The 21,842-nt window shown below is 74.7% G+C and carries 18 protein-coding genes; 8 read left to right on the top strand and 10 right to left on the bottom strand.

The window, feature by feature from the left end:
- The first annotated feature begins 49 nt into the window (after positions 1-49).
- The gene (gene rfbA / locus A0J59_RS00175) at positions 50-913 is read left to right on the top strand and encodes a glucose-1-phosphate thymidylyltransferase RfbA (protein ID WP_047232117.1); all 864 of its coding nucleotides are present in this window, start codon (positions 50-52) and stop codon (positions 911-913) included.
- On the opposite strand, the gene rfbD is transcribed toward rfbA, so the two are convergent.
- Entirely contained in the window at positions 886-1,788 is a 903-nt protein-coding gene (gene rfbD / locus A0J59_RS00170) for a dTDP-4-dehydrorhamnose reductase (RefSeq protein ID WP_064314922.1), read from the bottom strand. The two genes, rfbA and rfbD, sit on opposite strands and share 28 nt — an antisense overlap.
- A 37-nt stretch (positions 1,789-1,825) precedes the next feature.
- Between rfbD and A0J59_RS00165 the strand changes: the two genes are divergently transcribed.
- Positions 1,826-2,443, top strand: a complete 618-nt coding sequence (locus A0J59_RS00165) for a dTDP-4-dehydrorhamnose 3,5-epimerase family protein (RefSeq protein ID WP_064314852.1) — start codon at positions 1,826-1,828, stop codon at positions 2,441-2,443.
- 4 nt (positions 2,444-2,447) lie between these two features.
- Here A0J59_RS00165 and A0J59_RS00160 read toward each other — a convergent pair whose 3' ends face one another.
- Positions 2,448-2,801, bottom strand: a complete 354-nt coding sequence (locus tag A0J59_RS00160; RefSeq protein ID WP_047232115.1) for a DUF3499 domain-containing protein — start codon at positions 2,799-2,801, stop codon at positions 2,448-2,450.
- 112 nt (positions 2,802-2,913) lie between these two features.
- On the opposite strand from A0J59_RS00160, the gene A0J59_RS22585 reads away from it, so the two are divergent.
- Positions 2,914-3,492 (top strand): metallopeptidase family protein, encoded by a 579-nt coding sequence (locus A0J59_RS22585; protein ID WP_082141074.1) that lies wholly within the window; start codon positions 2,914-2,916, stop codon positions 3,490-3,492.
- Positions 3,493-3,506: 14 nt separating this feature from the next.
- On the opposite strand, the gene A0J59_RS00150 is transcribed toward A0J59_RS22585, so the two are convergent.
- The 3 genes from A0J59_RS00150 to A0J59_RS00140 all read right to left on the bottom strand — a co-directional run bounded on the left by A0J59_RS00150 (position 3,507) and on the right by A0J59_RS00140 (position 9,104).
- Positions 3,507-5,273, bottom strand: coding sequence for a DUF5719 family protein (locus A0J59_RS00150; protein ID WP_064314851.1), 1,767 nt, complete (start codon positions 5,271-5,273; stop codon positions 3,507-3,509).
- 4 nt (positions 5,274-5,277) lie between these two features.
- Positions 5,278-8,643 (bottom strand): glycosyltransferase, encoded by a 3,366-nt coding sequence (locus A0J59_RS00145; RefSeq protein ID WP_082918611.1) that lies wholly within the window; start codon positions 8,641-8,643, stop codon positions 5,278-5,280.
- 131 nt (positions 8,644-8,774) lie between these two features.
- Positions 8,775-9,104, bottom strand: coding sequence for a WhiB family transcriptional regulator (locus A0J59_RS00140; RefSeq protein ID WP_082141085.1), 330 nt, complete (start codon positions 9,102-9,104; stop codon positions 8,775-8,777).
- A gap of 179 nt (positions 9,105-9,283) precedes the next feature.
- On the opposite strand from A0J59_RS00140, the gene A0J59_RS00135 reads away from it, so the two are divergent.
- Positions 9,284-10,081: a TIGR03089 family protein gene (locus A0J59_RS00135; protein ID WP_064314920.1), complete on the top strand. Its 798-nt coding sequence runs from the start codon at positions 9,284-9,286 to the stop codon at positions 10,079-10,081.
- Between the two features lie 68 nt (positions 10,082-10,149).
- Here A0J59_RS00135 and glf read toward each other — a convergent pair whose 3' ends face one another.
- Both glf and A0J59_RS00125 read right to left on the bottom strand, forming a co-directional pair.
- Complete coding sequence (gene glf / locus A0J59_RS00130; RefSeq protein ID WP_064314850.1) at positions 10,150-11,337, bottom strand: UDP-galactopyranose mutase; 1,188 nt, start codon at positions 11,335-11,337, stop codon at positions 10,150-10,152.
- 61 nt (positions 11,338-11,398) lie between these two features.
- Positions 11,399-13,405, bottom strand: coding sequence for a DUF6541 family protein (locus A0J59_RS00125; protein ID WP_064314849.1), 2,007 nt, complete (start codon positions 13,403-13,405; stop codon positions 11,399-11,401).
- 224 nt (positions 13,406-13,629) lie between these two features.
- Between A0J59_RS00125 and pseI the strand changes: the two genes are divergently transcribed.
- The gene (pseI, locus tag A0J59_RS00120; RefSeq protein WP_064314848.1) at positions 13,630-14,694 is read left to right on the top strand and encodes a pseudaminic acid synthase; all 1,065 of its coding nucleotides are present in this window, start codon (positions 13,630-13,632) and stop codon (positions 14,692-14,694) included.
- A 57-nt stretch (positions 14,695-14,751) separates the two neighbouring features.
- On the opposite strand, the gene A0J59_RS00115 is transcribed toward pseI, so the two are convergent.
- Complete coding sequence (locus tag A0J59_RS00115; RefSeq protein ID WP_064314847.1) at positions 14,752-16,233, bottom strand: bifunctional UDP-2,4-diacetamido-2,4,6-trideoxy-beta-L-altropyranose hydrolase/GNAT family N-acetyltransferase; 1,482 nt, start codon at positions 16,231-16,233, stop codon at positions 14,752-14,754.
- The gene (locus A0J59_RS00110) at positions 16,230-16,943 is read right to left on the bottom strand and encodes a cytidylyltransferase domain-containing protein (protein WP_255364842.1); all 714 of its coding nucleotides are present in this window, start codon (positions 16,941-16,943) and stop codon (positions 16,230-16,232) included. Before A0J59_RS00110 ends, A0J59_RS00115 begins: the two co-directional genes overlap by 4 nt.
- A 115-nt stretch (positions 16,944-17,058) precedes the next feature.
- Between A0J59_RS00110 and pseB the strand changes: the two genes are divergently transcribed.
- From pseB to A0J59_RS00095, 3 genes are read left to right on the top strand one after another with little or no spacing between them, the layout of a single operon-like run.
- A complete protein-coding gene (gene pseB, locus A0J59_RS00105) occupies positions 17,059-18,033 on the top strand; it encodes a UDP-N-acetylglucosamine 4,6-dehydratase (inverting) (RefSeq protein WP_255318725.1) in 975 nt (324 codons plus the stop codon).
- On the top strand, positions 18,030-19,178 hold the full coding sequence (gene pseC / locus A0J59_RS00100) for a UDP-4-amino-4,6-dideoxy-N-acetyl-beta-L-altrosamine transaminase (protein WP_255364841.1): 1,149 nt from the start codon (positions 18,030-18,032) through the stop codon (positions 19,176-19,178). Before pseB ends, pseC begins: the two co-directional genes overlap by 4 nt.
- A complete protein-coding gene (locus tag A0J59_RS00095; protein ID WP_064314845.1) occupies positions 19,175-20,617 on the top strand; it encodes a lipopolysaccharide biosynthesis protein in 1,443 nt (480 codons plus the stop codon). The genes pseC and A0J59_RS00095 overlap by 4 nt, the downstream gene beginning before the upstream one ends.
- Here the strand turns inward: A0J59_RS00095 and A0J59_RS00090 are convergent, their stop codons facing one another.
- Positions 20,618-21,679 (bottom strand): hypothetical protein, encoded by a 1,062-nt coding sequence (locus A0J59_RS00090; protein ID WP_064314844.1) that lies wholly within the window; start codon positions 21,677-21,679, stop codon positions 20,618-20,620.
- Positions 21,680-21,842: the final 163 nt, after the last annotated feature.

Below are 21,842 nucleotides of genomic sequence, written 5' to 3'. Positions count from 1 at the left end.
ACGGCATTTCACCCTCCCCCGCCCCTCCTGCTCGTGAGAGCCTGCCGGGATGAAGGGGATCGTCCTGGCAGGTGGCGCGGGCACGCGCCTGCACCCGATCACGCTCGGGGTGAGCAAGCAGCTGCTGCCCGTCTACGACAAGCCGATGGTCTACTACCCGCTGTCGACGCTCCTGCTCGCCGGCATCCGCGACGTGCTGGTCATCACGACCCCGCACGACGCGGCGGCGTTCCACCGGCTGCTGGGGGACGGGTCGCAGCTCGGCGTCTCGATCTCCTACGCCGTGCAGGCCGAGCCGAACGGCCTCGCCCAGGCCTTCGTGCTCGGGGCCGACTTCCTCGACGGCGACTCGGCGGCGCTCGTCCTCGGCGACAACATCTTCTACGGGCCGGGTCTCGGGGACCGGCTCCAGCGCTTCGCGGGGATCGACGGCGGCGCCGTGTTCGCCTACCGCGTCGCCGACCCGACGGCGTACGGCGTGGTCGAGTTCGACGGGTCCGGGCGCGCGCTGAGCATCGAGGAGAAGCCGGCCCGGCCTCGGAGCAGCTACGCGGTCCCCGGCCTCTACTTCTACTCGGCGGACGTGGTCGACGTCGCGCGCTCGCTCCGGCCGTCGGCCCGCGGCGAGTACGAGATCACCGACGTCAACCTGCACTACCTGCGCGAGGGACGGCTCCAGGTCGAGGTCCTGCCGCGCGGGACGGCCTGGCTCGACACCGGGACGGTCGACTCGCTGCTCGACGCGAGCGACTTCGTCCGCACGATCGAGAACCGGCAGGGGCTGAAGATCGGAGCGCCGGAGGAGGTCGCGTGGCGACGCGGGTTCCTCTCGGACGAGGAGCTGCGCGAGCGGGCGACCGCGCTCGCGCCGTCGCGCTACGGCACCTACCTGCTGTCGCTGCTCGACACGTGAGCGCCGGCGTCCTCGAGCCCGGCGAGGACGCGCGGGGCGGCGGCACGCCACCGCGCGCGCCAGTCCCCGACCGGCTCCACCCCGAGGCGGCGCAGCGCGTCGTGGCCCAGGACGGACCACGCGGGACGAGGCGCAGGCCGGGCGAAGGCCGCGCTCGACGTCGGCCGGACGCTCCCCGGGTCGAGCCCCGCGGTCACGACCACCTCCCGGGCGACCTCCCACCACGACGCCTGGCCCTGGGCCGTCCCGTGGTAGGCGCCGCCGGGCGCTCCCGCGCCGACGAGACGCACCACGAGGTCGGCGAGGTCCACGGTCCACGTCGGCTGACCGACCTGGTCGTCGACGACGTCGACCGATCCGTGTTCGCGCACGAGGCGCGCGATCGTGCGGGGGAAGCACGCGCCGTGCGCGCCGTAGAGCCACGCGGTGCGGACGACCAGGGCGCCGGGGTGCGCGGACCGCACCGCCCACTCCCCGGACGCCTTGGAGCGCCCGTACGCGGAGCGCGGCGCGAGCGCGGCGTCCTCGGCGTAGGGCCTCGCGTCCGTGCCGCTCGCCCCGCCGTCGAACACGTAGTCGGTCGAGACGTGGACGAGCCGGGCCCCGTGCCGGGCCGCGGCCCGGGCCACGTGCTGCGCCCCCACCGCGTTCACGGCGAACGCTCGTGCCTCGTCGTCCTCCGCCGCGTCGACCGCGGTGTACGCGGCGGCGTTGACGACCACGTCCGCCCCCCGCACCGCGGCGTCGACCGCCGCGGCATCGGTGACGTCCAGCCCCGCACGGTCGAGCGCTCGCACGTCCTCGCCGCGCGAGCGCAGCAGGGCGACGAGGTCCGTGCCGAGCATCCCTCCGGCACCCGTGACCGTCCATCGCACCGCGACCACCTCCGCACGCACCCTACCGAGGAGCAGCATGAACGCCCGTGAGCTGACCGTCCCCGGCGCGTGGGAGCTCACGCCGCGCCAACACGCCGACGAGCGCGGGGTCTTCCTCGAGTGGTTCACGGCCTCGGCCCTGCGCGAGGCGACCGGACGCGACCTCGCCCTGGCGCAGGCGAACGCCTCCGTGTCGGCCGCCGGAGTCGTCCGCGGCGTGCACTACGCCGACGTCCCGCCCGGTCAGGCGAAGTACGTGACGTGCGTCGCGGGGTCCGTGCTCGACGTCGTCGTGGACCTGCGGGTCGGTTCCCCGGCGTTCGGACGCTGGGACGCGGTGACCCTCGACGCGCACGAGCGCCGCGCCGTCTTCCTCCCGGAGGGCGTGGGGCACGCGTTCATGGCGCTCGAGGACGGGTCGACCGTCGTCTACCTCTGCTCGAGCGGCTACGCGCCCGAGCGTGAGCACGGCGTGGACCCGACCGACCCGGACCTGGCGATCGACTGGCCGACGACCGGGCCGCACGGGCGCGCGCTCGTCCCGTCGTTCTCCGCGAAGGACGCCGCGGCCCCGTCGCTCCGAGCCGCGCTCGAGGCCGGTGCGCTCCCCCGCGCCGACGAGGTCGACGCGTTCGTGCGCACGCTCAGGGCCTGACGGGTCAGTCGCCCTCGGCGCGCAGCACGCGCAGGTGGCCGCGTCGTCCGACCTCGGTGACGTCCGGCGGCTCGGGCTCCGTCCGGACCTTGCCCGCCTCGCGCACCGCGTCCGCGAGCGCCGACAGGTCGTCGTCGCTCGGGCCGGTCTCGACGAACTGCGGCGAGAGGCGCACGACCTCCCAGCCGCGCGGCGCGGTGAGGCGCTCCGCGTGCTCGGCGCACAGGTCGTAGCTGTGCGGCTCGGCGAGGTGCGCGAGCGGGCCCAGGACCGCCGTGGAGTCGGCGTAGACGTAGGTGAGGGTCGCGACGGCGGCACGGACGCACGCCGTGCGCGAGCACTGCCTGACGGATCTCACGCGCTGACCTTACGCCCTCCGGGCGTGTCGTGGGGTCGGCACACGCCGTCCGGACCCCGTGGCGCCGCAGGTGGGCGCGCTGCGCCGGGCGTCGGCGGGCTACAGTCGTCGTGTGCGTGGCAACACTCCCTCTCCCGGCTCGCGGCCAGAGCCCGCCGGCACAGGGCGCCGAGCCCGCGACCGCTGGTCGCGGCGTGGCGCCGCCGCCCCGCCCCCGGTCTCGTTCGACGAGCTCGTCATCCCGCCCCGTGCACCGGGCCCGGGCGGCCACGGGCCGGTGCCGCGACGCCGCGACCGCCGTGGTCGCGGGATCCGCGGGCCGCTCCTGCCCCCCACCGCACCTGCGAGCCGCACCCGGGCGGAGAAGTTCGACGACGTCGTCGTCGACGTCGTCGAGCGGGTCGAGCGCTCATGGGCCAAGCAGCTGCGCGGGACGGAGTTCGCGGTGGAGGACGTCCCGCCCTCCGACCCGGCACCCTGGGAGGACGGCGGCGTGCCGCTCGGCCGGTGCTTCCCCGCGGAGTCGGGACAGCCCGCACGCGTCGTCGTCTACCGGCGCCCGGTCGAGGCGCGCGCGTTCGACGCCGAGGACCTGGAGGACCTCGTCCGCGACGTGCTCGTCGAGCAGGTCGCGCACCTGCTCGCGCGGACCCCGGAGGAGATCGACCCCCGGTACACCGGCGACCGCTGAGCCGGCGCAGGTCCCTAGTCCCCGAGCCCCGCGGTGTCCGACGCGCGGACCGCGACCTCGCCGGGTGCGGGCGCGTCGACGACGGGCAGCAGGACCGACAGCAGGCTCGGCGTCTCGTCGCCGTCGTCACCGCTCGGGGGACCCGCGCTCGCCGTGACCGACCAGACCGGGTCCAGGTCCCCGCGCGGACCGACGACGTCGACGGTCACGGCCGCGACCACCGCCTCCGAGCCCTCGGCCCGCAGCGTGGACGGGTCGAGCGTCTGGGCCGTGCCGGAGGCGAGCGTCACGGTCGTCGTCCCGGCCTCGGCGCCGTCCTCGTCGTAGGCGCGGACGCGCAGCTCGAGGCGTCCGGCCGCGTCGTCGCCGTCCTCGGCCGCCTCCGTCGTCGGGACCGCCGCGAGCGTGAGCGCCGACGACGTCCCGGGGACGAGCGCGACCTGACCGGCCCGCGCGCCGTCCTCGTCGACGGGCGCGTCCCCGCCCGCGGGGGCGCTCGTGGCGGGCGCCAGCGCACGGGCCGCGATCCACGCCCGGTCGTACTGACGCTCCTCGTGCAGCAGGTCGGGGTCCGCCTCGCCGCGCCGGTCGACCGACGCCCCCGCGACGACGGGGACGTCCGCGTGCACGGCCACGGCGTACGACCCGGCGGGGAGACCGCCGAGCGAGACGTCGGTGACGACCCCGGGCGTGAGGGCGACGTCCTCCACGCCGCGCAGTGGCACGGGCCCGTCCGCGCCGAAGACGGTCACGCGCGCGGTCCCGGCCGCGTCGCCCGGGGCGAGGAGGCGCAGCTGCGGGGCGTGCGGGTCCTCGACCGCCTCGCCGACGCTCGCGACGCCGGAGAGGGCCAGATCGTGCGCCGGCTCCGCGCCCGGCACGACGTAGTCGACGCCGAGCGGGACCAGCCCGTCGAGCGTGGAGTGCTGGAGGTACGCGGAGACGAGCCCGCCCGTCGCCGAGACGTGCACGACGAGGCGCCGCTGCTCGGGGGCGGCGGCCTCGACGAGCGTCACGACCTCCTCGCCCGGGCCCACGAGCTGCTGCCCGCCCCCGGAGAGCACCGCCGCGCCACCCTGGCCCCAGACGTCGACCTGCACGACCGCCGGCGTGAGGCCGGGGTTCTGGAGCACGAGCTGCGTGCTGCTGCCGATCTGGGTGCTCCCGCCCACGAGCCACTGGCTGATGCCCGGCCGTGCGCAGCTCGCCGCGGCGAGGCCGCGCAGGTCGCCGGCGGTCGTCACCGACCCGACCGACGCCGCGACCCGCGGCCCGGCGCCCTCGCCCGGGCGGACGGTCAGGACGGTCCCCGCGGCGGGGTCCTCGACGGTGCTCACCGTCGCGTCCGCGTCGGGGGCGCGCTCGAGCGTCCGGGCGTCGGCGCGCGCGGCCGTGCCGTCGAACGCGCCGAGCTCGGCCGACCCGTCGCCCTCCACGACGGCGCGCAGACTGCTCTCGGTGCCCACCGGCGCCGGGCCGAACTGCGCGTCGCCGACCGTCTCCGGGTCGGTGAGCCGCGCGGGGCCCGGGCAGACCGTGACCTCCGGGCCCGGCTCGACCGCGACGTGCTCGACCGCGTCGACCGGGGCCGGCGCCGCGGGGACGAGCGTCGCGCCCGTGCTCCCGAACGCGGCCACGGCACCGGCCGCCAGCATCCCGACCAGGCCGGCGCCCGTCGTCGTGACGCGCCGCACCACCCCGCGCCGTCTGCCGCGGGACGTCCCGGCGCCCGCCTCGTCGGGGGCCGCCTGGCCCTGACCCGTCTCGTCCTGCGTCGTCACCGCGCTACCTCGTCCCCGCCCGCCGACGCCGTACCGGCACCGCGAGCAGCACGTACACGAGCAGGGTCACCCCTGCCACCGTCATCCAGCCCGACCGGTGGTCCGCCGCGTGGTACACCTCGAGGTGCCCGTCGGCGGCACCGAGGGCGAACGCCTGGAGCCCGCCGGTGGTCGACGGGTCGACGACCTCCAGGGGGCGGCCGTCGAGCGTCGCCCGCCACCCGGAGGAGGCGTCCTCCGCGAGCACGACGACACGGTCCTCGGACCCCGCCGGCACGGCCGTGTCGACCGGTCGGAGCGCCTCACGGTCGGCGTCGAGCGGCTGCGTCCCCGCGGACGACTCGACCCGCGCGTAGGCGGGGTCGACCCCCTCGGGCGCCACGCGCCACACCAGTCCCGCCTGGCCCTCCGTCATGCGCTCGAGCCCGGGCACCGTGTCGAGCCGTGCCACGAGCTCCGCGCGCGCCTGGTCCTGCTCGGCCGACGCCGGCAGGAGCACCGCGCCCACGCCGAGGCGCCCGAGGCCGTCGGCCACGTCGGCGGACGTCCCGGAGACGAGGTCGGCGACGAGCCGGGGCAGCTCGCCCTCGGTCGCGCCGGGGTCCGCGGCCCGCCACGCCTCCACGACGACCGAGGAGTCGACGGCCTGCGGCCCGTCCGAGCGCAGGGCCGCGTACTCGACGACCCCGCCCGGAGCGAGCTCGAGGCTGAGGACCCGGGCCTGGCGCGGGGAGGACTGCATCTGTCGACCGACCGGCGGGACGACGGGCTGGGTCGTCGCGCGGACCGCGCCGACCCGTGCGTCGTCCCGGTCGAGCACGCCCGCCGTCCACGACGCCGCGGCGCCCAGCGGGAGCAGCGTCACGACGAGACCGAGCGCGACGACGGCGCCCGACCGCCAGGGCGGGGCGCCGCCGTCGGGCAGCCGCGGCGCCCCGACGAGAGCGGCACCGAGGAGCGCGAGCAGCGCGAGCGAGATGCCCGCCCCGGGCCAGCCGGTCACCGGAGCGTCCGGCGTCGTCCCGGCCGCGACGACCGTCGAGCCGGCGAGGACGGCTGTCGCGAGGCCGATCGCCGCGACGAACCACGCGCCGACGGCGAGGCGACGGCCGCGGAGCACGGCCACGGCGGCGAGCGCCACGACCACCGCGCCGGCCGCGAACGGCGCCCACCGCGCGAGCAGGTCGACGGCGCCCGAGCCGTCGAGGCCGAACCATGCGTCCGGCGTCACCGGCAGGCCGAAGAGCTGCTGCCACGGCGACGCGGCCGTGGCAGCGACGGGCGCGCCGGGGTCGGCGAGAAGGAGGCGCCACCCGCCGTCCCCCGCGGTCCTCACCACGTGCACGAGGAACGGCGCGAAGAGCACGACGGCGGGGACGGGCACGAGCGCGAGGTAGCGGCGGTGCGCGGGGACCCCGACCGCGGCCACCACGAGCACGAGCACGCCGACCGGGAGGAGCACGGGCGAGCCGGCGACGACGACGGCGAAGAGCAGGCCGGCGGTCGCGGCCGCGGCGAGCGACCCCGGCTCGCGCCGTGGGGCAGGACGCGCGGCGTCGGGCGTGGCCGGCGCGACCGCGTCGACGCGCTGGAGCCCGAGGGCGCGGACGATCGCGAGCGCGAGCCACGGCAGGGTGGCGTGCACGAGCACCGCGCCCACCCGGCCCGCACCGACGGCGGTGAGCAGCGCCGGCGCGGCCACCCACACGAGCGTGGCCCAGGCACGCGCCGGGACCGAGCGGACGAGGGCGCCTGCGGCGAACCAGGCGCCCAGCCCCGCCGCGACGAAGCACGCCGGCACCAGCAGGTTCACGGCGGTCTGCGTCGCGCCCCCCGCGAGCAGGGAGGCGGGGACGAGCGCCGTGACGTAGGGGTCGGCCGGCGCCGGCGCGCCGAGGCCGGTCGTGACCCACCCGGTCGTGGCGGCGCGCCAGACGTCGCCGAGCGTCCCCGTCGCGGGGAGCAGCGAGCCGCCGACGAGGCGCCCGCCGGCGAGCAGCGCCCCCGCGAGCGGGCCGAACACGACGGCGGTGTAGGCCCCGAGGACCACGACCGTCGCCGCGAGCCCCGCTCGTCGCCGCAGGGCGAGGGCGCGCAGCTCCCGTCGCTCGATGTCGGTCGGGGCCCACGCGGTGCGCCGCTGCTCCGCCCGGGCCAGACGACGGTCGCGGCGCTCGGCGAGGACCTCGCGCCACGTGCCCCGCAAGGGGCGCAGGGCACGACGCGGGAGTCTTCGGGTGCGCCGGGCGGCGCGCCGCGCGCGCCACACGGGCCCGACCCGCACGAGCGCCCACAGCGGGGCGAGCAGCTCGTCCCGCGCGTGGCCGGGCTGCTTGACGAGCAGCCGGTACGCGGCGTGGAACGGCGCGCCCAGCACCATCGCCAGAGCGACGAACGGCAGCCAGGGCGCCGCCACACCCACGAGCCGCGCGTGGAGCTGCGACCGGCGCCGGGCGGCGGACGAGGAGTCGGGGTCGGGCGCGGGGAGCGTGGTCGCGCCGCGCCGCCGGTCCCGCAGCCCGAGGAGCGACGCCTGCGCGTGCCGCACCACCGCCGACGGCACGACGATCACGCGATGCCCGGCGAGCCGTGCCCGGCGGCACAGGTCGAGTCCGTCGCCGAACGGCCCGTACTCGGGGTCGGTCCCACCGAGCTCCTGCCACACCGTGCGGCGCACGAGCGCGCCCGCGAGCCCGACGGCGAGCACGTCGTCGCGCGCGTCGTGCTGACCCTGGTCGATCTCGTCGTCGTCGATCCCCGTCATGCGCCGGCCCAGCGGCGTCGTCGTGACGCCGACCTCGACGAGGCGGCTCGCCGTGCCCGGCTCGAACGGCGCGGCGGGACCGCTCCCCGTGCCCACCGTCCACCGCTCCTGCTTGGGCCCCGCCACTGCGACCGCGGTCGAGTGCTCGACCGCGCGCAGGAGCTCGGCGAGCGCGTCCGGCGCGGGCGCCGAGTCGTCGTGGAGCAACCAGAGCCACGTGCCCGGCTCGACGTGCGCGAGCGCGGTGTCGACCGCGTCCCCGAACGACCGGGCCCGCGGGGCCGCGACGAACCGCGCATCCCCCAACTGGAGGCCCTGGTGCTCGCGCGTCGCGTCGCCGGTCGCGGCGTCGACGACGACGACCCCGTGCGGGCTCGTCGTCTGGGCCCGCAGCGCGGCCATCGTGTGCGCGAGGAACGGCGTGCTCCCGCGCGTGACGACCACGGCCGTGACGGTCGTGACGACGGGCAGCGCCCCGGTGACGGCGGCGACGATCTCGGGTGCCGCGACGACGCCCGGCACGGCAGCAGCACGCGCGGCCGCCCCCGGCGTGAGATCGCCGGGGCGGGCGCTGCGCGCGGACGTGGTGAGGTCGGAGGAAGTCATGTCCCGTCGATCATGCGACGGACACGGCTCCGGGCGCGGCATTTGCGCGCCCCGGTGTGGCGGGGTGTCGTGACCCCGTCACGGTGCGGCTCGGCGACCCGTACGAGGAACCGCCCGCGGTGCGCTCGTCGTCAGACGACGCGGCGCTTGAGCTTGCGGCGCTCGCGCTCCGAGAGACCGCCCCAGATGCCGAACCGCTCGTCGTTCTCGAGCGCGTACTCCAGGCACTCCGCGCGGACCTCGCAGCCCGTGCAGACCTTCTTGGCCTCGCGCGTGGACCCGCCCTTCTCCGGGAAGAAGGCCTCCGGGTCCGTCTGGGCGCAGAGCGCCCGCTCCTGCCACCCCATGAGCGAGTCGTCGACCGGCTCACCGAAGAGCGGCAGCACCGGTGCCACGCGCTCCACCTCTCGTTCAGCGTCGGAGGGGAAGACCCCTCCCGTCCCGTCCAGCATGTTCCACATCGTGCGCCCCTTCATGCCGTTCGCCGGGCCTCGTGGCGAGAACCCCGCCGGAAACTGCATTGAAGAAATTACACGCGTGTCGTCCTCAGGCGTCAAGCCGAAATGTGATAGCGAGGAGGAGGCGAGGGGTGAAATTCCGACATGTCGGGAGCGGATACCAGCACTCTAGGGTGGTGTCCATGGTGACCGCTCCCCATCCCTCCGGACCTCGCGCCGAGCGCCCGGCGCACGTCTCTGACCTGCTACGTCTCGTCACCCGAGACCCGGGCCGGCCGCGGCTCACGTGGTACGGCGACGACGGCGAACGCGTCGAGCTCTCCGGCGCCGTGCTCGAGAACTGGGTCAACAAGACGACCAACCTTCTCGTCGAAGAATTCGACGCCGGCCCCGGCACGCGCGTCGTTCTCGACCTTCCCGTGCATTGGCGCACCGTCGTCTGGGCGCTCGCCGCATGGCGCGTCGGAACCACGGTCGTGCTCGCGCCCGCTGAGGACGACGGTACGACGGGTACGGACGGCACGCGACCGGACGTCGTCGTGACGACCCGACCCGACCGCTGGACCGGCACCCGCGCCGAGCTCGTGGCCGTCGCCCTCCCCGCCCTGGCACGTCGCTTCGACGGCGACCTCCCGGCCGGCGCCGTCGACGCCGCGTCCGCCGTGATGACGTACGGGGACCAGGTCGGCTGGGCTCCGGAGCCGGACCGCGGGGCGGCCGCGCTCGAGAGCGCCGCCGGGACCGTCGTCTCGCACGCGGACCTGGTCCCGGGCTCTCCGTCCCCGGAGGGCGCGTCCACGGGCGCCCGCGTCCTGGCACGAGGCGGAACCTCCCTCGAGGAGGCGCTCCGCACGGTGCTCGCCGTCCTGGCCGACGACGGGTCCGTCGTACAGCTCTCCCCCGGCCGCGCTCAGGCGCTGGCCGTGGACGAGGCCGCGCTGGCGCGGCTGGTCGCCACCGAGCGGATCACGGTCTCCTGACGCCGGTGGCGCGCACCCCTGCGGGTGCGCGCCACCGGACGCAGACGTCGCGCGGGCGACGTGGGAGGTCAGGCGTCGACGCCGCCGCTCTCGATCGCGGTGCCCCGACCGAAGTGCGGGGCGAGCTTGTTGTCCACCATCGAGAGCGCGGCACCGATCGCCATGTGCATGTCGAGGTACTTGTACGTGCCCAGGCGCCCACCGAAGAGCACGTCCCGCTCCGCCGCGGCGAGGTCGCGGTACTTGAGGAGTCGCTCACGGTCGGCCGCCGTGTTCACGGGGTAGTACGGCTCGTCGGCGCGCTCGGCGAACCGCGAGAACTCGCGCATGATGACGGTCTTGTCCGTCGGGTAGTCCCGCTCCGGGTGGAAGTGCCGGAACTCGTGGATGCGGGTGTAGGGCACGTCCGCGTCGGCGTAGTTCATCACGGAGGTCCCCTGGAAGTCGCCGACCGGGAGCACCTCCTCCTCGAAGTCGAGCGTGCGCCACGACAGGTCGCCCTCGGCGTAGTCGAAGTAGCGGTCGACCGGCCCCGTGTACACGACCGGGACGTTCCCCACGACGTTGCCCTTGCTCACCGGCTGCGACTCGTCGAAGAAGTCGACCCCGAGGCGGACCTCGATGTTCGGGTGGTCCGCCATCCGCTCGAGCCACGCGGTGTACCCGTCGACGGGCAGACCCTCGTGCGCGTCGTTGAAGTACCGGTTGTCGTACGTGTAGCGCACGGGCAGGCGGGAGATGATCGACGCCGGCAGCTCACGCGGGTCGGTCTGCCACTGCTTGGCTGTGTACTCGCGGATGAACGCCTCGTACAACGGGCGCCCGATGAGCGAGACGCCCTGCTCGTCGAGGTTCTCCGGCTTCTTGCCCCCGAGCTCGGCGGAGAGCTCCTTGACGAGCTCGCGCGCGGCGTCGGGTCCGTGCGCGGACCGGAAGAACTGGTTGATCGTCCCGAGGTTGATCGGCATCGGGAACACCTCGCCCCGGTGCGTGGTGTACACGCGGTGGACGTAGCTCGTGAACGCCGTGAACCGGTTGACGTACTCCCACACGCGCTCGTTCGACGTGTGGAAGAGGTGCGCCCCGTAGCGGTGCACCTCGATCCCCGTCGTCTTCTCGGCCTCGCTGAACGCGTTGCCGCCGATGTGCGGCCGACGGTCGATCACGAGGACCTTCCGGCCGTACTCCTCGGCGATCCGCTCAGCGACGGTCAGGCCGAAGAAGCCCGATCCCACGACGACAAGATCCGCGTCCACACACACTCCTAGCTCTCGGTCTCAACGCCGCACAGCGTATCCCGGTCACGGTGCCCGGTCGTCAGCCCTCGGCGCCCGCGCATGCCGTGATCCGCAGGAGCCGCGAGTCCTCCACGCGTGCGACCTCCTCGGCGACCCCCGCCGCGACGAGGCCGTCCAACCCGGCGAACCGCGCGCCGTCGTCGCCCCAGAAGTTCTCGCCGCCCAGGTCGAGGACGTACTCGAGCCCGAGCCGCGTGACGGCCTCGCAGACCTCCGGGTCCTCGCCGGCCTGGTTGAGCCGGTCGGCCACGACGGCCCGGTCGCCCTCGAGCGGCATGCGAAGGTGCGGGTAGAGCGTCTCCCGGTCCGTGAGCGCCCACACGAGCACGCTCCCGTCCCAGGGCTGTCCGGCGACGACAGCGTCCTCGGGGACGATCCGGTCGACCTCGTCGAGGATCCGCATCTCCGACTCGTCGACGAGCGTGCCCGTCGTCGACTCCGGCGAGAGCTCGTAGCGGTGAGCGACATAGTCGTACGAGTTCTTGAAGAGCGTCGTGCGCGGCAGGACCACCACGAGCACCAGAGCGGCGAGCACCGCCAGCACGGGTACCGAGAAGACGGCTCGAGCGACCTTGCCGGCGCCCGCCGAACCCTGCACCAGGCTCGCGACGCCTGCGACGACGACGGTGAGCCCGATCGTGGCCAGCGGCACGGCGAGCAGCGGGAGCTGCGAGGCAAGGCGCTGCACGTCGCCGTACCAGTAGCCCGTCAGCAGCGCCCGCGTCTCGCCGGAGGCGCTCGCCGCGACGACGAACAGCCACGCGAGCAGCGCGTAGGCGATCGGCAGCCACCGCCAGCGCGCGACGAACGCGGAGACGAGGACACCGACGAGGACGAGCCCGGCGACGAGCATGTTGCTCGCGCCTGTGGGATGCATGGCCGCGAGCGTCACAGCGTCGTTGACGGCCTCGCCCGTCGACATGCGCGCGGGCCAGGAGACCTGGGTCCGGAACTCCTCGACGAGCGAGACCTGGCCCGCCGCCCAGTACGCCACCACGCAGAGCACGACGAGCACGACGCCCGGCACCACCGCACCGACGACGCTGCGGCGCAGCCGCCAGGCACGCACGCTCACGTGCGCGACGTAGTGCGCCAGGAGCGGGACGGCGACGTAACCCAGGGTGAAGAGACCGTTGGGCTGAGCAAGCGCCACGGCGACCGCACCGACCCCCACGAACGCGAGCGGCGCCAGGCGCGCACGCCCGCGCGCACGCCACAGCGTGAGCCAGGCGAGGCCGAGGAGCGCCGGCAGCACCGCGTACGCCAGGAGGTTGGGGTAGAGGACACCGAACCCCGTGAGCTGGTTCGGGAACTGGGTCATCGCGAACGAGACCGCGACGGTCAGCCCGAGCATGACCGGCCGCGGGCCGAAGAGCCCGCGCGCGAGAACGAGCATCGACGCCGGCCAGACGAGGCTTGCGATGACGAGCGTGGTCCAGTTCGCGGGCGCCACGATGTCGGTCCCGCCGGACAGCTGGACCAGGAGAGAGACGACGTCGTGCCACAACGCCGGGTAGAAGGACGTGGTGGCGTCCGGGGCGGTCAGCGTCATGTGGAGCGACGACGCGTCGCCGGACTCGAGGATGAGCCGGACCGAGTTGAGGTGGTACGGGGCGTCGAACGTCTGCGAGAAGTGGTCGGGCCCCCCGATCGCGGCCATGAGCCGGCGAGCCTGCAGTGCGCCCGCCACCACCAGGCTCACGACGACCGTGACCAGCACCTGGCGCCAGACCGCACGGCCCCGGTCGACGCGAGGGGACCGCCAGCCTCCCGCGACCGCGCGGACGCCCCACGCCACCCCGACGGCGAGGACCGTCGCCCCGAGCACGACGAGGACGGACCAGGAGAACCCGACGGCTCCCGCCACGATCGCCGACGCTCCGATCAGCGCGGACGACACGAGCGGAGCAGAGCCCCAGGCGAAGAGCCCCCTCAGACCACCCGCGTAGCCGACCGCGAGTCCCGGGAGCCACAGCAACAGCACCGCCAGGAGCCCGATCCAGGCCGTCGGGAGCCACTCGAGCACAACGCCTCCTGCAGTCGTCCGGACGTGTACCCGTCCGGGTGGGGTCCCTCGAGCCGCTCGCTCCGGGCAAACTCGCGCAGCGTACCAACCGACTGTGGCCGTCCGGTGGACGGGGTGCGTCCGTCGGAGGTCGCGGTGTGAACACCTCGAGGGTCGTGCCGTGCGAGCGCACGCTGGCGGTAGAGCCCTCGGAACGGCCCGGGCGCTCGGATAGAGTCTGCCCCATGCCCACCACGCCTTCGCGGAGCCTCACCGTCGCCCAGCACCAGATCGGGGAGGAGCACCGTCCGTTCGTCGTCGCCGAGATGTCGGGAAACCACAACGGCGACCTCGGGCGCGCCCTCGCCATCGTCGACATGATCGCCGAGAGCGGCGCCCAGTCCGTCAAGCTGCAGACGTACCGCGCCGACACCATCACGATCGACGCGGACGGCCCGTCGTTCCGCGTGAGCGAGGGTCACGAGCTGTGGGGCGGGAAGAACCTCTACCAGCTGTACGAGGAGGCGCACACCCCGTGGGAGTGGCACGCGCCGATCTTCGAGCGCGCGCGCGAGCACGGCCTCGTGCCGTTCTCCAGCCCGTTCGACGACACGGCGGTCGACCTTCTCGAGGAGCTGGACGCACCCCTGTACAAGATCGCGTCGCTCGAGATCGGCGACATCCCGCTCCTGCGCCGTGTCGCGCGCACGGGCAAGCCCGTCGTCCTGTCGACCGGCGCCGCGAACATCTCCGACGTCGACCTCGCCGTGCGCACGATCCGCGGCGAGGGCAACGACCAGATCGTCGTGCTGGGTTGCACGTCGTCCTACCCGGCCTCGCCCGCCGAGTCGAACCTGCGCACGATCCCCGTCCTGCGCGACACGTTCGACGTCGTCGCGGGCCTGTCCGACCACACGATGGGGATCGGGGTGGCTGTCGCGTCGGTCGCGCTCGGCGCAGCCGTCATCGAGAAGCACGTCACGCTCTCCCGGGCCGACGGCGGCGTGGACTCCGACTTCTCGCTCGAGCCTCACGAGCTCGCGGCGCTCGCCGCGGAGACGGAGCGTGCCTGGCTCGCCCTCGGCTCCGTCCACGTGGGCCCGACGGCCGGCGAGGCGGAGAGCCGCCGTCTGCGCCGCTCCCTCTTCGTGGTCGAGGACGTCCGTGCCGGCGACGAGGTCACCTCGGCGAACGTCCGGTCCATCCGCCCCGCGGGCGGCCTCGAGCCGGTGCACCTCGACACGGTCCTGGGCCGGACGTTCAGCACGGACGTCGTGCGCGGGACGCCGCTCACGTGGGACCTCGTCTGAGCAGACCCGTCAGCCACCGCCGAGAGCGGGCGCCGTCCAGCCGGACGACGCCCGCTCTCAGCGTCTCCGGTCCTTGACGAGCACGTCGAAGTCACCGTCCCTGCGGTCCGGGACGTGCGCGTAGCCGGCCCGCACGAACAGGCGCTGCGACGGCGCGTTGTCGGGCAGGATCGCGGCGACGAGCGTCGCGGCGGGCTCCTCGGCGGCGAACGCGTCCTCCGCCACCGCTAGCACTGCTCCCGCCAACCCATGCCCTCGGGCTTCCGGGGACAGGGTGATGGAGACCTCCCACTCCCCCTCGTCCCGCCGGTCGAACCGCACGGTCCCCACCCGGACGTCGGCGTGCTCGACGACGTAGAGCCGACGCCCCGGATCGTCGAGCACCTGGGCCAGCCACGTCCGGTGGGAGCGCCACGGGACGGGTTCCGAGGAACGGGACACCGCCCGCACCGAGGGGTCGTTGCGCCAGCGCAGGAGCACCAGCGCGTCGTCGCCCGTGGCACGCCTGGCGACCAGCCCGCCCGGCGAGAGTCCCTCGGTGCGCGACCGGAAGGCGTCGTCCCACGCGACGACGATCCTCGCGGCACCACCACCGTCGACGCCGTCGGGGCGCTCGTAGCACCGGAGGTCGTCGAGCATGCGCTCGAGGCGCTCCGCTCCGTCCGCGACGTCCTTGCGCAGCTCGGCGAGCGTGCCGAGTCCCAGCGCGAACCCCCTCGCGACGGCCGCCTCGTAGCCCGGGACCTGGTTGTCCACGACCGCGACGAGGACGGTGGGGACGCCGACGCACGCGAGCTCCCACGCCGTCGTGCCCGCTGCGCTCAGGACCAGGTCCATGTCTCCGGCGAGGTCCAGGACTCCGGGGAACGGCTCACGGAGGTCGACGTCGCCACCCGCCGCTGCCCGCACGTCGGCCCAGCGACCGCGGGGCGCGACCACGACGAGCTCACCGACACCCCGCGTCGCTCGCGCGACCCCGGCGAGGACCGCGGCCGCGCCGACCGCGTCCGTGCCGCCCGCCACGACCAGGCAGCGCAGCGGCTCGGCCGGGTCGCGGGGAGCCCGGGCCGCCCGCCGTCCGCGCGCGCGCAGCACCGCGTCGCGCATCGGCGCGAAGCCGATCCCGCGCAGGACGCGACCGGAACCGTCGTCGGGACGTGCCGTGTCCTCCGCGCCGAGCGTCGAGTCCACGACGACGTCCGCCGGTCGACGACCGAAGGTCCCGTCCTCCATCGACGACAGCAGGGCGCCGGCCCGGCCGAGATCGACGCGCGCGTCCGGTCCGACCGCGTAGTCGTCCACGTGGACGAGGACCGCCCCCTGCTCGGCGGCGAGGACCGCCAGGCCCTCGGCGGGGACGTCGACGTGCTCCACACCGGCCTCTCGCACGAGGTCGTGCCCCAGCGGCGAGCTCACCTCGCCCGCGAGCGAGACGCTCCACCCGGCGCGCCGGGCCGCGCGCGCCACGGCGAGAGCACGGACCAGGTGCCCGACGCCGCCCTCGGGCGTGGCGTCGCACCGCAGCAGCGCGTGGCTCATCCGTCCGTCAGCGCCTTCTGCTGGACCGACGCGTTCGTCGCCACGACGTCCGGGTTCGCACGCAGGAGGTCGACGACCTCCTGCCACCGCGGCGGCGCGTCGCCGAGCCGGTCGACGACCGCCTCGATCGCTGCCGCGTCCTCAGGAGTGTCGAGCGTCACCCGCAGGTCGTTCGCGGCCGGCGCCACCACGATCCCCAACCGCCGGAACTCGCGGTCCGCGGCATAGAGGTAGGACGTCACGTGGACCCGGTGGTGGTCGCGCGCCTCGGCGTCCGCGGCTCGCAGGGCGTCGCGGGACGCCAGCTCGACGTCGAGACCGCGCGGCAGCGTGCGCTGGAGCGTGGTCGCCACGTAGTCGAGCGTCGGGTCGGCCCGCCACAGCGCGACGACCTGGGAGACGAGCACGGGGTCGGCGAGCGGGCAGTCGGCGGTCAGTCGGACGATCGCGTCGGCCCCCGTCTCCTCGAGCGCCAGGACGAAGCGCGAGAGCACGTCGTCCTCGCTCCCGCGGACCACCCGGACGCCCGACGATCCGGCGAGCTCGGCGACGGCGTCGTCCCCGGGCGCCGTGGAGGTGGCGACGACCACCTCGTCGACGCCTCGGGCGGCCGAGGCCGCCCGGATCATCCATGCGAGGACGGGCCGACCAGCGAGCGGCCGCAGGACCTTGCCGGGCAGACGGGACGACCCCGTCCGGGCCTGGATCACGGCGACTACCTTCAGAGGGGTCTCATGCACCGTGCCATAATGCTCCATGCGTTCGGCCGCGGCGAAGCCGGTCCGGCGAGAATCCTCCGACTGACGGGAAGAGTTCCGTATGTCCATGCTCACTGGCGCATCGATCCTCGTGACGGGCGGCACCGGCTCGTTCGGCAAGGCGTTCCTGCGCGAGGTGCTCGACAATCACGATCCGCGCCGCATCGTCGTTTTCAGCCGCGACGAGCTCAAGCAGTTCGAGGTCCGGGCGCAGTTCGGCGACGACCCGCGCCTGCGCTGGTTCATCGGCGACGTGCGCGACCGCCGCCGCCTCGAGCGGGCGATGCACGGTGTCGACTACGTGGTCCACGCGGCGGCCCTCAAGCAGGTCGACACCGCGGAGTACAACCCGTTCGAGTACATCGCGACCAACGTCACCGGCTCCCAGAACGTGGTCGAAGCCGCGATCGACGCCGGCGTGAAGAAGGTCGTCGCGCTGTCGACCGACAAGGCCTCCAGCCCGATCAACCTCTACGGTGCGACCAAGCTCTGCGCGGACCGCCTGTTCGTCAGCGCCAACAACTACGCGGCCGCTTACGAGACTCGCTTCTGCGTGGTCCGCTACGGCAACGTCATGGGCTCCCGCGGGAGCGTCGTGCCGAAGTTCAAGGCGCTCGCCGAGGCGGGCGAGTCGCTGCCGATCACGGACAAGCGCATGACCCGCTTCTGGATCACGCTGCCCCAGGCCGTCAAGTTCGTGCTCGACTCCTTCGAGATGATGGAGGGCGGCGAGCTCTACGTCCCTCGCATCCCGAGCATGAAGGTCGTCGACCTCGCGGAGGCGATCGCGCCGGGCGCCGCGCAGCACGAGGTCGGGATCCGGCCCGGCGAGAAGCTCCACGAGGAGATGATCGCTCCGGACGACTCGCGACGGACCGTGCGTCTGGGCGACCGCTACGTCGTCATGCCGTACGTGGGCGGCTGGGGCTACGAGACGCCGGCCGACGGCGAGCCGGTGGCCGACGGGTTCGCCTACCAGTCCGACACGAACGACCAGTGGCTCTCCGTGGAGGACATCCGCGAGCTCCTCGAGCTGTCGTGAGCGCGGATCCGATGCTGCCCTACGGCCGGCAGTCGATCGACGAGACCGACGTCGAGGCCGCGGTCGCCGCGCTGCGCAGCGAGTGGCTGACCACCGGGCCCGAGGTCGAGCGGTTCGAGGCCGCCGTCGCAGCCCGCGCCGGCGTCCCGCACGCGGTCTCCGTGACCTCGGGCACCGCCGCGCTGCACGTCGCGTACGCGGCCACGGAGGTCGGCCCGGGTGACGAGGTCGTGACGACGCCGCTGACCTTCGTCGCGACGGCGGCCGCCGCGGCGCTGCAGGGCGCGACGGTCGTCTTCGCGGACGTCGACCCCGGGACGGGCAACCTCGATCCCCGCGCGGCCGAGGCCGCGGTGACGGAGCGCACGCGCGTCGTCACGGGCGTCGACTACGCGGGCGTGCCGGTGGACGCGGCCGCGTTCCGCGATCTCGCCGACCGCAAGGGCCTGCTGTTCCTCGAGGATGCGGCCCACTCGATCGGATCGACGCTCGACGGCCGCCCGGTGGGCTCCCTCGCCGACCTCACGACGTACTCGTTCTTCCCGACGAAGAACCTCACGACGGCCGAGGGCGGTGCCGTCGTGACGGCGGACGACGGGCTCGCCGCACGGGCGCGGTCCTTCAAGAACCACGGTCTGGTGCGCGACCGCGCGGCCCAGCGATACCCCGACGAAGGTCCGTGGCACCAGGAGGTGCACGCGTTCGGCCTCAACTACCGGCTGCCCGACGTGCTCGCCGCGGTGGGCACGAGCCAGCTCGCGCGCCTCGACGCGTTCGTCGCACGCCGCGCCGAGGTCAAGGCCGCGTACGACGAGGCGTTCCGCGACCTCGACGAGGTGGAACTCCCGGTCCGACCGGAGGGCGCCGCGCCCGCGTGGCACCTGTACCCGCTGCGCGTTCCCGCCGACCGTCGCCGGGCGATCTTCGAGTCGCTGCGTGCCCAGGGCGTCGGGGTCCAGGTCAACTACATCCCCGCCTACTGGCACCCGGTGTTCGAGGACCTCGGCTACCGGCGCGGCCAGTGCCCTGTCGCCGAGGACTACTACCGGCGCGAGATCTCGCTCCCGATGTTCCCGGGCCTGACGGACGCCGACGTCGAGCGTGTCGTCCACGCCACGCGGCACGCACTCGCCACCGCGCGGTGACCACGGGGCACGACGGCACGGGCGTCGAGCCCGCGGCCGGGCCGACGGGCGACAGCCCTCGCCGAGTCGCGTCGCGCGCGGCGATCTACACCGCCGGGAGCGCCGCCCCGGCCCTCGCCTCGCTGGTCGTCATCCCCCTCATCACGCGTCTGCTCTCGCAGCGCGAGTACGACGTCGTCGCGCTCGGGACGGTCGTCGTGCAGGTGGGCGTCATCCTCGTCGCCCTCGGGATGGGGGCCGCGATCACCCGCGAGTACATCCTCGGTGAGGCGGGTGCCCGCGGTGCCCGGGGACTCGTCGTCCAGTCCTCGCTCATCAGCGTCCTCATCGCGGGGCTCGCGCTCGCGCTCGGCCCCGTGTGGGGTCCGGCCCTGCTGGGCAGGCCCTGGGACGCCGCGCTCGCCCTCGCGGTCGTCGCGTCGCTCGGTGGCGGCATCGTGATCGTGATCCAGGCCTACCTGCGCGGCGCGGAGCGCCCGGTGCCCTTCGTGCTCCTCGCCGCCGGGGGGACGCTCGTGGGCCCGGCCGTGGGCCTCGTGATCGTCCTCCTGGGACAGCGCACGGGCACGGCGTACCTCGCCGCGCTCGCCGCGGGCTACGTGCTCTCGGCGCTGGCCGGCGTGTGGGTGACGCTGCGGTCGGGCCCCCGCGACACGAGCTGGGCCGGCCTGCGGCGCGCACTACGTCTCGGAGCCCCGACGGTGCCGCACCAGATCGCCATCTACGTCGCGATCGCCGGTCTGGTCGTCGTCGCGGACCGCCTGCTCGACGCGGGCGGCACGGCCAACATCGTCCTCACGCTCGGTGCGGGGGCGACGGTGCTCACGGGTGCGCTGAACAACGCCTGGGCCCCGCTCATCTACAAGGAGCCGCCCGCGACGCGCCACGCGCGCCTCACGAGCACCACGCGCGTGATCCTCCGCGTCGTCGGCGCCCTCGTCGCCGCGGTCTGCCTCGCGGCGCCCCTGCTCGTCCAGATCGCGTCGCCGCCGACGTACGACCACGAGGCGATGGTGCCCGCCGTGGTCCTCGCGTCGTTCTCCGCGGTCGCCTCCGTCTACTACCTCGCGAGCAGCCACCTCATCCTCGTGCGCGGCCGGACAGGCGTGCTGTCGGTCTCCACGCCGGCCGCCGTCGGGCTCGGCATCGTCGCGGCGGTGCTCGCCGCGCCGGTGTGGGGGCTCGTGGCGATCGGGGCGTCGTACGCCGTGATGTACGTGCTGCTCGCGCTGTTCACGACCGTCGCGCAGGCCGTCCTCGTGGACCGCCCGTGGCGACCGCCGCTCGCTCCGGTCACGCTCGTCGTCGTGCTCGCGTGCGCCGCGGCGGCGATCCTGCTGCCGACGACGACCGGGTGGTGGACCGTGCTCCGCGCGGCGGTCGCGCTGCTCGCCGCAGCGGTCCTCCTCGCACCGCTGCGCACCGCCCTCCGACGGTAGTCAGGCCGCGGGGGCGGACCCGTCGAGCTCGATGGGCTGCGACGACGACGCCCTTGCGCCGCCGAGGGGCCGGGGCAGGTAGGACGTGGCGGCGCGCAGCCACGCGAGGTCGATCCCGGACGAGACCGGGGCCGGCTTCTGCTCTCCGCCGACGGGCTTCGGTGCCGCGGGCGCGGGAGCGCTCCGTCGGCGTACGTTGACCAGGGCCCGCTCGACCGGAGACGTGGTCCAGTGTCGCGCGAACGGCGCGACGCGGCGGCGCTCCCAGCCGAGCGCGCGACGCAGCGCGTCCGGCGCGAGGAGGTCTCCCGCCCCGAGCTCGTCGGTCGCGACGGCGCGCGCTGCGTCGTCGTCGGTCTCGTACCCGTAGAGCTCGGGCCACTTCCGCTCGAGGCGCTCGAGAGCGCTCTGGTCCTCCGAGTCGAGCAGCATCGGGTCGCCGTACACGCCGACCGAGCGCCCGAGCCACGCCGCGTACACCACGGGCGTCGAGAGGCGGTTCGACACGACGCGGGCGCTGCTCGCGATCAGGCCGACGAGCCGCGCGAGAAAGTCGGGGTCGGTGCGGGCGCCGAGCGTCACGCACCGGTGGCCCGCCTCGCGGTAGGCGTCGACGAGCCGCTCGTCGCGCGCGTCGCTCCAGTAGATGGAGACGGTGGACGGCCCCTCGGAATCGAACCACCGCCGTGCTGCTGCGTGGTGGTCGCCGGAGATGGCCTGCGTCTCGATCCCGTGGACCGGGAGGATCACGGCGCCCTCACCCCGCGGACCGTTCTCGAGGCCGCGGCTCACCGCCTCGTACGCGAAGGGCGCGCCGACCGCCGTCGTGGGCGCGCTCGAGGCCGGGTCCCACGCGCGCGACCGGTGGCTCCACACGAGGAGCCGGTTGGGTCCGCGGTACGTCGGGCTCGCGAGCCACGGGAAGTCCCGGAAGTGCGTGGTCACCGGCGACAGCGCGGTCCAGCCGTGCTGGACGAGTCCGGCGATGTGCCGCGGCCTGTCCTCGCCGAGGTAGTGCGCGAAGGCACGACTGTGACCGTAGTAGTGGTTCTGGGACTCCATCCAGCCTCTCCGGTTCCGGGCACGCGTCGACGTGCGCGCCGACGGACGGGGCGCGTCGCCGAGCAGCTCCCGGGCGACGCGCGCCCAGCATACCGACCGTCCTGCGTGCGGGGTGCGGCCCCCGGACGCCGTGCCTAGCCTGGCTGGAGGAAGAGGAGGTCGG

The sequence above is a fragment of the Cellulosimicrobium sp. I38E genome (assembly GCF_001647255.1).
In the GTDB taxonomy this organism is placed as follows: domain Bacteria; phylum Actinomycetota; class Actinomycetes; order Actinomycetales; family Cellulomonadaceae; genus Cellulosimicrobium; species Cellulosimicrobium cellulans_E.
The sequence above is the reverse complement of the archived record's forward strand: the minus strand, read 5'-3'. Positions and strand labels throughout refer to the sequence as shown.

Bases quoted from the DNA above. Each gene is read 5' to 3' on its own strand.
- rfbA (WP_047232117.1), top strand. From the start codon at position 50: ATGAAGGGGATCGTCCTGGCAGGTGGCGCGGGCACGCGCCTGCACCCG.
- pseB (WP_255318725.1), top strand. From the start codon at position 17,059: ATGCTCACTGGCGCATCGATCCTCGTGACGGGCGGCACCGGCTCGTTC.
- pseI (WP_064314848.1), top strand. From the start codon at position 13,630: ATGCCCACCACGCCTTCGCGGAGCCTCACCGTCGCCCAGCACCAGATC.
- A0J59_RS00115 (WP_064314847.1), bottom strand. From the start codon at position 16,233: ATGAGCCACGCGCTGCTGCGGTGCGACGCCACGCCCGAGGGCGGCGTC.
- A0J59_RS00165 (WP_064314852.1), top strand. From the start codon at position 1,826: ATGAACGCCCGTGAGCTGACCGTCCCCGGCGCGTGGGAGCTCACGCCG.
- A0J59_RS00090 (WP_064314844.1), bottom strand. From the start codon at position 21,679: ATGGAGTCCCAGAACCACTACTACGGTCACAGTCGTGCCTTCGCGCAC.
- A0J59_RS00135 (WP_064314920.1), top strand. From the start codon at position 9,284: ATGGTGACCGCTCCCCATCCCTCCGGACCTCGCGCCGAGCGCCCGGCG.
- A0J59_RS00145 (WP_082918611.1), bottom strand. From the start codon at position 8,643: ATGACTTCCTCCGACCTCACCACGTCCGCGCGCAGCGCCCGCCCCGGC.
- A0J59_RS00140 (WP_082141085.1), bottom strand. From the start codon at position 9,104: ATGTGGAACATGCTGGACGGGACGGGAGGGGTCTTCCCCTCCGACGCT.